Source organism: Traorella sp. mt218, from assembly GCF_055420025.1.
In genome coordinates this window covers 21,164-33,053 of the sequence record NZ_JBVAYM010000024.1, presented here as the reverse complement: position 1 = coordinate 33,053, position 11,890 = coordinate 21,164, and the positions used below count along the sequence as shown (strand labels likewise).

At 35.9% G+C, this 11,890-nt stretch carries 12 protein-coding genes; 2 read left to right on the top strand and 10 right to left on the bottom strand.

All coding sequences use genetic code 11. The annotated features are described in order from the left end of the window. Positions 1-10 precede the first annotated feature (10 nt). Positions 11-1,309, bottom strand: a complete 1,299-nt coding sequence (locus ACZYT3_RS10720) for an MFS transporter (protein WP_294562592.1) — start codon at positions 1,307-1,309, stop codon at positions 11-13. Between the two features lie 269 nt (positions 1,310-1,578). On the opposite strand from ACZYT3_RS10720, the gene ACZYT3_RS10715 reads away from it, so the two are divergent. Together ACZYT3_RS10715 and ACZYT3_RS10710 are read left to right on the top strand one after the other, a co-directional pair. Further along, positions 1,579-3,126: an ATP-binding cassette domain-containing protein gene (locus ACZYT3_RS10715; RefSeq protein WP_464088647.1), complete on the top strand. Its 1,548-nt coding sequence runs from the start codon at positions 1,579-1,581 to the stop codon at positions 3,124-3,126. Then, positions 3,116-4,165 carry a radical SAM family protein gene (locus tag ACZYT3_RS10710; RefSeq protein ID WP_464088646.1) on the top strand — a complete coding sequence of 350 codons (1,050 nt, stop codon included), beginning with the start codon at positions 3,116-3,118 and terminating at the stop codon, positions 4,163-4,165. Before ACZYT3_RS10715 ends, ACZYT3_RS10710 begins: the two co-directional genes overlap by 11 nt. Before the next feature lie 129 nt (positions 4,166-4,294). Here the strand turns inward: ACZYT3_RS10710 and ACZYT3_RS10705 are convergent, their stop codons facing one another. The 9 genes from ACZYT3_RS10705 to ACZYT3_RS10665 form a co-directional block, all read right to left on the bottom strand. Then, a complete protein-coding gene (locus ACZYT3_RS10705) occupies positions 4,295-5,098 on the bottom strand; it encodes a nucleotidyl transferase AbiEii/AbiGii toxin family protein (RefSeq protein ID WP_464088645.1) in 804 nt (267 codons plus the stop codon). Continuing rightward, a complete protein-coding gene (locus ACZYT3_RS10700) occupies positions 5,098-5,640 on the bottom strand; it encodes a type IV toxin-antitoxin system AbiEi family antitoxin domain-containing protein (protein ID WP_464088644.1) in 543 nt (180 codons plus the stop codon). The genes ACZYT3_RS10705 and ACZYT3_RS10700 overlap by 1 nt, the downstream gene beginning before the upstream one ends. Positions 5,641-5,931: 291 nt before the next feature. Continuing rightward, positions 5,932-6,603, bottom strand: coding sequence for a PspA/IM30 family protein (locus ACZYT3_RS10695; RefSeq protein WP_294562589.1), 672 nt, complete (start codon positions 6,601-6,603; stop codon positions 5,932-5,934). A gap of 16 nt (positions 6,604-6,619) precedes the next feature. Beyond that, positions 6,620-7,639, bottom strand: a complete 1,020-nt coding sequence (locus ACZYT3_RS10690; protein ID WP_464088643.1) for a hypothetical protein — start codon at positions 7,637-7,639, stop codon at positions 6,620-6,622. Positions 7,640-7,818: 179 nt separating this feature from the next. After that, entirely contained in the window at positions 7,819-8,652 is an 834-nt protein-coding gene (locus ACZYT3_RS10685) for an SDR family oxidoreductase (protein ID WP_464088642.1), read from the bottom strand. Positions 8,653-8,667: 15 nt separating this feature from the next. Continuing rightward, complete coding sequence (locus ACZYT3_RS10680; RefSeq protein WP_464088641.1) at positions 8,668-9,174, bottom strand: flavodoxin; 507 nt, start codon at positions 9,172-9,174, stop codon at positions 8,668-8,670. Positions 9,175-9,185: 11 nt separating this feature from the next. Beyond that, positions 9,186-10,298: an aldo/keto reductase gene (locus ACZYT3_RS10675; protein ID WP_464088640.1), complete on the bottom strand. Its 1,113-nt coding sequence runs from the start codon at positions 10,296-10,298 to the stop codon at positions 9,186-9,188. Then, positions 10,285-10,839: a flavodoxin family protein gene (locus tag ACZYT3_RS10670; protein ID WP_464088639.1), complete on the bottom strand. Its 555-nt coding sequence runs from the start codon at positions 10,837-10,839 to the stop codon at positions 10,285-10,287. The genes ACZYT3_RS10675 and ACZYT3_RS10670 overlap by 14 nt, the downstream gene beginning before the upstream one ends. A gap of 153 nt (positions 10,840-10,992) precedes the next feature. After that, positions 10,993-11,871, bottom strand: coding sequence for a LysR family transcriptional regulator (locus ACZYT3_RS10665; protein WP_464088638.1), 879 nt, complete (start codon positions 11,869-11,871; stop codon positions 10,993-10,995). Between the last annotated feature and the right edge of the window lie 19 nt (positions 11,872-11,890).

Sequence of the window (11,890 nt, the reverse complement as noted above, 5' to 3'; positions counted from 1 at the left end):
AAGGTGAAGATTAATTCTCCACCTGTTTTTTCGGATCCTTTACAAAAGCCAGCAGCAATGCACCGATAACCAATGATGGGATCAATCCCAAGATACCATACTCTGCCTTACCTGTAACCGTCACAACGATCGTAATGATAAACGGTCCAAGAATTGCTGAGAACTTTGAAAAAATTTCAAAGAAGCCAAAGTATTCATTCGTATCTGCCTTATTTGGAATCAAAAGCGTATAATATGAACGTGATACTGCCTGAATGCCTCCTTGGAAGCAGCCTACCAAAAAGCCTAATGCCCAGATCAGATTCGTATTTTTAGAAATTTGTGAGCCTACCAGGACAACTACAAAATATCCGGCAATGGCCGCAAAAATCATCGGTTTGCCACCGAATTTATCCGTCAGCTTACCAAAAATGATTGCTCCCGGACAGGCAATGATATTGATGAAAATGACCACCATGAGCGATACGACATCGCTGACACCCATATCCGTAACTAAAGAAACTGCCATCGAAATAACCGTATTGACCGCATCAATATAGAAGAAATAAGCGATACAGAATATAAAGATATTTCTGTTTTTCTTGATATTTTTAAAAGAATCAATTAAACGCTGAAAGCTCTTAAGGACGAAATGATCTTCTTCCTCATGATAATGCAGCTGTTTAACATTCTTAATAAACGGACGTGAATGATATCCCCACCAGCATACGGCTGCCAGCATCGAGATCATGATTGCCATACGATAAGTCAGCGTAAAGCCGCCTAACACCAGATCACCATTTGCATCTCCAAAAAAAGTAACTAATGCGAAAGGAATAATAAAGATACAGAATGGAATCGCACTTCCTATATATCCCCATGCGTAACCGGCACTGCTCACCTTATGCATTCTCTCGTCTGTAGTAACATCGACTAAAAAAGCATCATAGAAAATATTGGCTGCCGTATAACCGATCATTGCGAAGACATAAATAACGACACAAGTACGATAATCAAAGATCGGCAATGCCAATAAAAAGCCGCCGATGATACCTACCGTTAAAAAGAATTTAAAGAATTTCATCTTTTTATCTTTATAATCGGCAATCGTACCTAATACCGGAGAAAGAAAAGCTAAGATCAGTGCATAGATCGTATTTCCCCATCCTACCCAGATGCTTCCTTCGTTTTCAGGTGCGATAAAACCAATCAGAAGCGGAAATAAGACTGTCATCGTTGTCAATGTCTGAGCTGAATTAGCAACATCATAGAGGATCCAACTGCTCTCCTGTAAAGTAAACCCCATTTTTTTCAATAATTTTATAAACATATCTCTACCTCTATTCACATAATACTTTTTCATTTTAACATATTCATTTATTTTTAAACAGTATTCTTTTGCAAAGAATATGTAAAATCAATGGAAATAATGGGTTCAAAGCCCTCTTTATGATTGAATATCGTTCATCTTTGTGATAAGATTGCTTCTAGCAAAGGAGTGAGAAGATGAAGAATGCGTAATGAAAACATATTGTTGAATCGTTGTTGAAATGTTTTTTTATTGCGCACTTTGTCATTCATACCAAAGGAGGTATGAAGATGCTCACTGTTAAAAATTTAAATATCACAAATCATTTAGGAAAACCATTACTTGACCATTTTGATATGGTCCTTAACGATAAAGAGAAAATGGCCATTATCGGAGAAGAAGGAAATGGCAAAAGTACGCTTATGAAAGCTTTATTGGGCATGGAACTTACTTATGTCAATGTTAGCGGAACGATCGACCGAAGTCATGAAAACATCGGTTACCTTTCTCAGACATTTGATCCGTCATGGAATCAAAGCACGCCCTATGAATATTGTTTAAAAGATAATGTGAATGACAACATTGCGCCAGAAAAATATAATGAACTTCAGAGAATTAATGAGTTGTGCATAAAACTACATCTACCCAGTAATTTTGTAGAAAGAGAAACATTGATTCAGCATTTAAGCGGCGGTGAAAAAGTAAAGCTGCAATTATTAAAAATATTAATGGAACCTGTAACGATGCTTTTTTTAGATGAACCTACCAATGATTTAGATTTATCTACATTAGAATGGCTGGAAAATTTTATAAATGAATATGAGCACGGTATCTTGTTTATTTCTCATGATGAAACCTTGCTTGAAAGATGTGCCACGGATATTCTTTTACTTGAACAGGTCAATAAGAAGACAAAGGTACGTCATTCTTTTTATCATGGTTCTTATACTTCTTTTCTTGAAACAAGACAAAGAACGATTGATAAAGAGGAGCAGCTTGCTCATAAAGAAAAACAGGAATATCTTGAAAAACAGCGCAAGCTTACTGATATCATGAACAGCGTACATCATTATCAAAATACGATTACTCGGCAGAATCCTGCAAAAGGCCGGCTTTTAAAGAAAAAGATGCATTCCCTGAAATCCATGGAAAAGCGTTATGAAAAAGAAGGTTATACAAAGCTGGATTCATTAGAAGAAGCCATTGATGTTTATTTTGATCCATTTGAATGGAATTCACAGAAAATTATCTGCGATTTGCATTATGATACGATTCAAACAGATGATCGAGTTTTGATTCAAGATGTCAATTTATTTGTCAAAGGAAATGAAAAAGTCGTCATCATTGGTGACAATGGCTGTGGTAAGACAACTCTGCTGCGAAAAGTTTATGAGGATTTAAAAGACAGAAATGATTTGAAGATTGGCTATATGCCTCAAAACTACACTGAAAAGATGAATTTAAATGATTCACCATTGTCTTTTTTAGCTCCTGAAAAAACCAGCGAACAAATCACCCAGGCCCGTACGATGCTGGGAAGGATGAAATTTACCCGTGATGAAATGGTTCAAATGATTGGAGAATGTAGCGAAGGACAAAAAGCAAAATTATTTATGATTCGTTTTATCATGGAAAAGTGTAATGTTCTTATCCTTGATGAGCCTACACGTAATCTGTCACCACTGAGTAATCCTGTTTTGAGAAGCATCTTAAATGACTTTGACGGTGCTATCATTTCTGTAAGTCATGATCGTAAGTATATTCATGAGGTATGCGATAAGATTTATCAGATAAAAAATGAAAGATTCATTAAAGAGGAAAATAATCATGGAGTATAATATTGATATTTTGGTTGCCGGATGTAACACCAGCTGTCAGCACTGCTATGTAAATGGGGGATATGAAAAGAGCATGTCCTTTGAAAATTATCAAAAATGTATTCAAATATTAAAACCAGTATTTGAAAAATTAAATAAGACATGTTCCTTTACTTTAGATAATGAGGTTTATAATCATCCACAAGCTTTAGAAATTCTGCAATTAACCCATCAGACGGTTCATGATTATTACTTTCATCATGGTTCCACAACAGGGATTGCCCTCATGAATCGAAAAGATAAAGATGATATTTTATCTTTATTGATCAAATATGATACCCCTTATGCCGGATTGACCTTTCATGGCGGTAAGAAGCATCATAATGAGATCGTTCATAATGAACAAGGGTTTGACACGTTAAAAGACACAGCTATTTATTTACATGAAAAAGGAATCAAAGTGTTCTTAAGCTTTATGATCAGTCAATATCTCATCAATGATCTTGCGGCTATTGATCAGCTGCTTCATGAAATACCTTATGATAGTTTTTACTTTGTAATCCCTAACTTTATGCCTACGACACGTATGATGAAGTATCAGAAAATACGTCTTACCTATGAAGATTATTCTATTTTGTTTGATTTCATGGATCAAAGGCACATTGATAGTGCTCAAATCAAGCAACAAGCCGCATCTTTTAACGAAAAGAATATACTGGTATCTTTAAATGAAGACTATTTAAAGAAGTTCTTTGCAAATGAACCAAAACAAGCCTTTTTCAAAGTTGATCAGCAACTGAACTTCTATTATGGCAATACCGGTGCTGTTTCACAACGTATCGGTAATCTCAAAGAAATGACTAGCGAAGAAATTCTTGATGCGATTCTACAAGCGAAACCTAACTATTATGACAGCAGTCTTATTCATTTAAGAAATTACTCTCATGATCAACTGTTTCACTTACCGCCTTCTGATAAAAATTATGTTTATCCGGATATCGCCAGTTGCCTTTATTATCTGATCTTAAAACAAAATCCTGTTATTGGTTTTCTCCAATAACAGGATTTTTACTATAACCCCATTTCTTTTTTCATTTTTTCAAGCTCATCTTCAACACTTGCTGATGCACCTGAATATTTAGCTTCCAGATTTTGCATAGGATCTGACTCTTCATTTAATTTACACAAACTAAACTATGGTTTCTAAAAAAGATATTAATTCATTAAAAATATCATTTACATTTTCATCAAGCCACTTTTTATCTGAAGTTTGAATTCTTCTCTGATACATTTTATTATTAAATGTCATTCTAATCCTTTTTATGATATCATCAATATTATTTTCATACATACCTTTATCTTGATAGATATAATAACTCAGACATTTCTTCAAATCATCTTGATTGATATACCTGATAAGATAATACATATCAAAGATATCTTTATATCTTGTTGAAACAGGTCCAAACTTTAATAAAGACCGTAACTTTTCGACAAACATTTGCTCATTCGTATTGATTAATAAACTTGCTCCATCTTCTGAAAAGGAAATATCAAAACAATAAACTTCTTGTTCTATATCGATATTTTTATGAACACCTAAATCAATCTTACTATTTAGCCGGTAACCTGTATCATCAATGATTTGTATAAAAACACGTTTCCCATGATAATCTTGTTGCTTTAATTCTTCAATCTTTCCTATACGAACAAATTTTATTCCCTGAATGCTATTTAACCTATCAATAAATAAATCAATTGACTCCTCTGATAATGAATACTTAATGAAATCAATGTCCAAATCTTGAGTTGCTCTACGGATATTATTCGTTTTACTTCTCATAACAACGCCACCTTTAATTGTGACATTTCTACACATCGGAGTTTCTGCTATTGCTTTAAGAATCAAATCCTGACAGACTTTTGCACTTGCATTGGCATCACTATATCCTTTTTCTTTTTCTTTTTCAATCAATTTCAAAAGGTCGATCACTATAAAACCTCCATTTGTAATGTTTCTAATACCATATTTGTTTTAGGTAAAACATATGCATATTCCTGAATTGTTCGCAGATCAAGATCATGAATGATTTTTCTATAATTTAATAGTATCTCTTTATAGTAATCAAATGGTAATTTATTTTTATTACGAATCAACTCAACTAACATTCTCTCTTTATTATATATTTTTATTTTGGTTGTATTATAAGTCATTTGAATGACGCCCAAATTAAATTCAGCACTATTTTCATATTTTTGTTTGACCCGTTTATCACTTATCTTTTTAGCTTTTTTTGGAGTTGACAAAAAGTATAAATCCGGAATAACATCTGTTAATCCATGATAATAAAATGCACTATTTAATGTAAAGATGGCATTAGGATACTTCATTGAAATCACTGCCAGTTCAGATTCATATTCTTTATCTGAATAGACACCTTTTTCAATTTTATATATCTGTTTTTGCTTTAAAGCTTGTTTCAATTTTCTATCTGTGCCAAACATTTCAATACATTGAGTGTACGAATATAACATATTTTGCCTCCGTTAGTATCAGTCGGTAAAACATAAATATTTACCGACCTTTGCTTTTTATACTAAAATTATACTAAGCTTCTTTACTTTGTCAATATATATCAAATGAAAGATCATCATGAAAATTATTCGTAAAAGATAAAACTTCAGTGTGCAAAAAAAATGATTCTTCATATAATAGAGCCTGATATCTCCCAATAAACTTATGAATATCCGGATATCCCTGTTTTCTTTATTATCTGATCCTAAACAAAATCCTGTTATTGGTTTTCTCCAATAACAGGATTTTTACTATAACCCCATTTCTTTTTTCATTTTTTCAAGCTCATCTTCAACACTTGCTGATGCGCCCGAATATTTAGCTTCCAGATCTTCCACAGGATCTAGCTCTTCATTTAATTCAGCCATAGCGTTTGCTTGATCCAGCATACGATCTGCTTTTTCTTCCATTCTTTCAAAAGCTCTCATCGAACTGCTGGCAGCATCCATAGAACCTGTAACCTTATTGATCTTTTCCTGAGTTTTCGCAACAGCTACCTTTGCTTTCACATTAGCTCTGCGCTGTTCGAGAGTCTGAATATCTTTTGTCAGTTTATCATGCATTTCACGCATTTTATTCGCATTTGCATGAGCGACTTCATATGATTTCTGAATATCTGCACCATTTGTTACATATTCCTGTTTCTTTGTCAGAAGTACACGTGCATCATCTTCATTTCCGGCTGTCAATGCTTTCCTAGCCATTGCGTCATATTTTTCAATCTGTTCATTATTTTCATCCAGCATACGTTTTGTACGCTTTTCTTCAGCCATGACACCGGCTGTTTCTTTCTTGACATCTGCCAATTCTTCTGTCAGCTGACGCATATATTCATCGATCATTTTTGCCGGATCTTCACATTTATCTAAAAGTGCGTTGATGTTAGCTGACATGATATCTTTAAATCTTGCAAGAATTCCCATAGTGTATAATCTCCTTTCACTCACCGTATTTTTCTTCCAGATCGCTTGTATCTGTACCAAAAGTTTCCAAAGGCTTATCTAAGATTTCCTTTGTATATTCCTCTTTTTCTTTTTCTCTTTGATGTTTGCTTTTAATTATCTTGTAAATAATGAATACAATAAGAACTGCTCCTCCGGCTATCACCACGATTTTCATGACATCCCAGCCATTGGTAGGTCGGCTCATGATGGATTCCCCTGTATCTTTAAAAGTATCGCCGATCATTTCTTCTATTGAAAGAGAAGTATCATAATAGTTTTTTTCGAAGTTTCCCCAAAGGATCGATATGGCTTCATTATCCATGATGCTGTCTGCCGCATAACCACTGAGATAACGGAATTCGCCTTCCATTTCGTATTCTGAATCATTCAAGCACGAGAAATAGGCAAATATGAAATGCCCCTCATCTGTAAATCTTTCTTCATACAATGTTTCCAGATAATTATCTGCCGCTGTGGCATCAAATGAGCTTCCATTCCAATAGTCATCACTGTAATTGATCATGACTACATATGGCTGGATACCCGTATCTGCATAAAAATCTTCTAATCCATCAATCAAAACATTCCTGTTCCGGATCCATCCCAATTCATCTTCATACCAGTCTGTCTTATTAACAACCCCTACCAAAGGTTCTCTTTGAGTCGTATTATCTGGTACGTCAGATGAGGAATGGGCGATTCCACCGAAAATCAAGCCTCCGAATAAAGACACAAGTACGAATCCAAGGATGATAATCGCTAAAATAGCACCAAATACTGAACCACCGGAGCGATAATATCGAGGTCTTCGATATCGTGGTCCCCCTATAAATACCGTTCTTCCCGGTCTTGGCGGTGGCGGTGCTTGATGAAAGCTATGTGATGATCTTCCAAAAGAAGATCTTCCCGATGAAGAACGACTTCTGCTGAATCCTCCAGAAGAACGTCCGCCTCTGAATCCGCCTCCGCTGCGTGACCCGCCGCCACTACTGCGGCCTCCACCACTTCTGCCCAAAACATCACCTCCATTTGATGAAACAATTATATCAAAAATAGATTTTAAATACCATTTGAAATGACAAAAGTGTTATTGTGTCATGATTGTCACAATGATTCTCATAAAGAAGATAAACTCTTTTCCATACGCCTATCAGCTTCCAGTTATCAAACAAAAAAAGGATCCGTTAAGATCCGTTATTCTTGTGGCTTTAAAGGCCCATAGAAATAAGAAGCTGTTGCACCACCATCAACCAAAAAATCTGCTCCGGTAATAAAAGCTCCTTTCTCACTCATCAATAGCTCTGCCACATTCGCAACCTCATCGGCTGTTCCCGGACGTCCTGCCGGACATTTCGCAAACATATTTTTATAGAAATCTCCACGAGGTCCATTAAATTCATCAATAGCCAATGGTGTTACGATGATGCCCGGTGAAATTGAATTAAGACGGGCACCTTTTTCACCCCATTTGACCGCTTCTGCCATGACACGTTTTTCATTGCATCGTTTTGCCATCTGATATGCATGAAGCGTATCTTTGATGTTTTCAGGCTTCAAGATTTCTAAATCAAGAAGTTCTTCAGTTTGTGTACAAGCAAGCCATTCATCTTCCTCTGCACTCAGCTGTGCCATGCGATGTCCGGATTGAGATGAAATCGTAATTCCGACACCACCTTCCGCAATCACTTTACCCACTTCTTCCAAAAGCACTGCTGTACCATACAGATCCACTTTTAAAATGGCTTCGATCGGTGCCTGACTCGGTGAAACACCGGCAGCATTCACAAGCATCGTAATCTCACCATACTTCTGTGCTTCTGTTATTAAATGCTTGATCGATGATCTTGATGAAAGATCCATTTCTAAAGGAATTACATGAAATCCTGCCTCATTCATGATCTTTGCAACGGCTTCTGCATTTTCGATTTTTTTATCACCTACTACAATTGTTTTTCCATAACCCATGCGACGTGCAATCGCCATTCCGATCTGACCTGCACCTGTTAATATCATTACTTCTTTTCTCATACTTTTCTCCTTTTCTTACTTTCTAAGCCAATCTAATACTGCCTGATGACAATGATCTGCACTTGATCCATGAATCGCTAACCCTTTTTCTATGATAGCTCCTTTACATGTATCAGCAAGTTTTTGTGGTGTATTGCTTAAACCACTGCCCTCATGGGTACAAAACGGATAGATCTTCTTTCCATGCCAGTCAAAAGACTCTAAAAATGTATAAACTGCCATCGGCATATCTCCCCAATAATTTGGATAACCTATATAAATTTCATCATAAGCATCAAGATTACCAGGAAGATTCATAATTTGCGGTCTTGCTTTTTTACGCAAATCTTCCTTTGCCTGTGCAATACAGGTATCATAATCTTTCGCATAAGGAATCTGCTGTTTGATTTCAAAAAGATCTGCACCTGTTTCATCAGCAATCATTTTCGCTACCTTCGCCGTATTGCCAACTTTGATATAGCGATATTCTCCACCAAAATAATTCTCATCTGCTCTTGAATAATAAACAACTAATTTAGACATATCATCATCTCCTATTTCTTTTCAAACTCTCTGGCAACATCCTCTAACAATTGGCGGATCGGTAAGTGTTGCGGACATGCCTGATCACACTTTCCACATTTGATACAATCAGAAGCCTTTCCTTTGCCACCGGCTGTATGAACCATGTTGTAATAATAATCAGCATTCCAATCATGATGGATCTGTTTTGTATTCATAACCGCAAATAAATCAGGAATCGATATATTTTTCGGACATCCTGCAACACAATAGCGACATGAGGTGCAAGAAATCAGATTCATCAAATGAAAAATGTCACATACCTGATCAATGGCCTTTCTCTCTTTTTCATTTAAAGGCTTGAAGTCTTTCATATGATGAATATTATCCTCCATCTGTTCCATATTGCTCATACCCGATAAAACCATCATGATTCCTTCAAAACCGGCGGCAAAGCGAAGGGCATAACTGGCATAAGATGCATTTCCTAACGCATCAAAAACCTGTTTTGCTTTATCAGGAAGATTGACAAGATTGCCACCTTTCACAGGTTCCATAGCGATGACCGGTTTATTCATCTTTCGACATACTTCGTAACATTTTCTGCTTTCAACTGCCGGATCTTCATAATCAAGATAATTAAACTGAATCTGAACCACTTCAATTTGAGGATATTCTTTTAATATCTCCTCCAAAACTTCTGCCCGGTCATGAAAAGAAATACCAAAATGACGAATCTTTCCTTCATTTTTTAATTCCAAAGCTGTTTCATAAGCATGACATTTTTTAAAATAAGCAAACTTATCTTTACTTTGCGCATGCATCAGATAAAAATCAAAATAATCAACACCACAAGCCTCTAACTGACTTTGAAAGAAAGGCCGAATATCCTCCTGCTTCTTAAAAAAGAAATTCGTCAGTTTATTCGTAAGCACATAACTTTCTCGCGGATAACGGCTCGTTAGACAAGTCTTCAGGGCTGTTTCGCTTTTCCCATTTAAATAACCGTGAGCCGTATCAAAATAGTTAAAACCATTTCCAATAAATGCATCGACCATCCGACACATTTCATCAACATCGACTTCTTCATCTTTCATTGGCAATCGCATACAACCAAAACCAAAGTTTTTCTTAATACGCTCCATCCCATTCACCTCCTAAACGTTTACCTGATTCATAAGCTTCTAAATAAGCAGGATGTTTATAAATATCACCTTTATCCCATGCGCCCATACTATAAATCACACCTGCTTCTTCCGCATGTTCCAAACAACCAAGAAAACCTCTCAAAGACATCAAAGCAGCTTGGGCTGCCTCACGTTGCGGATCAGCGGCTGTTACGATAAAATAAAATTTTTTATCTTTGATTTCCCGATAATTCGAAAGACAGCGATCGATCAATATCTTTATCTGTGCTGAAAGCGAGTAAAAATAAATTGGCGTCGCCATAACGATCACATCTGCTTCGATCATCTTTCTAAGAATATCTGCCATATCATCTTTAATAGAACAGACATGATCTTTCATACAACCATAACAGGCATTACATGGCGAAAGCTTTTTCTTGCGTAAGTGGATATTGATGATCGAATGTCCGCTCTCCATCGCACCCTTTGCAAACTGATCACACAAAACATCAGAATTTCCATCCTTACGAGGACTTGAACGAATTACAACAACCTTCATCTCATCCCTCCATCCATCTATATTATAAAAATCTGACAAAACTCAATCAATTTGAAATAAAGTGCTTATCCATAAGTTTTTCTTATACGTTTTCACATATCATTCATATAAAAACCATAAATAAAAGATAGCCAATCAACAGCTACCCTTTTATCAAAATTTACTTTTCAAGATATCCGCAAATTCCTCTATATAATAACCCGAATTATCCTTTTTCCAAAATAAACAATATTTTCGCGTGATCTGGGAATTTCCTCGATACAAAGGAATACGACATATCGAAGTAGTGAAATTCAATGTTTCACCACTTCCCTCTACCGGCATAAAACCCTGTCCGCCAATCACCATCAATCGTGCCTCTTCCAAATTCTCCGCATAGATAAACTCTCCCTGAAAACCAATCACGCTTTGATAATATTCTCTCTCCGTTTCTTGTTGCTCCTTTGAAGCAACCAAGATACAAGGAATATTTTTTAACTCCTGTGGAGCGATCGAAGAAAGCTGTGACATCGGATTTCTAGAGGCAATTTCAATATATTCATTATTCGTTGTCAGAATCAAATTGATATATTCATCCGAAAATGCCCTTCGTTGATCATTTAACACCAAATCAGCTTCACCATTTCTCAACATGTGGAAAAGATCTTCATGATTGCCATAGATAAGCTGAACAGATACAAGAGGATACTTTGTGGAAAACTCTTCTAAAGCCAAATGAAATTCATGTCCGCTATAACTACGCAAATAACCAATCTTCAATACAGCTTCATCACCACGGGCAATCTTCAACGATTCCTGACATAACTTTTCATAATCTGCCATTAAAACCAAACTCTTTTTATAAAAATGCTCACCGGCAGGAGTCAAAACAAAAGAACGATTCTTTCTTTCTAACAATTGAAAACCAAGCTCTCTTTCTAAAGACTGAATTTGTTGAGATATAGCTGATTGTGAGATATGACACTCCTGGGCAGCCTCCGAAAAACTATGATGACGAACAACCGCCTGAAAATATTTAATTTGGCGAAGCACAAGACCACCTCCAGCAATT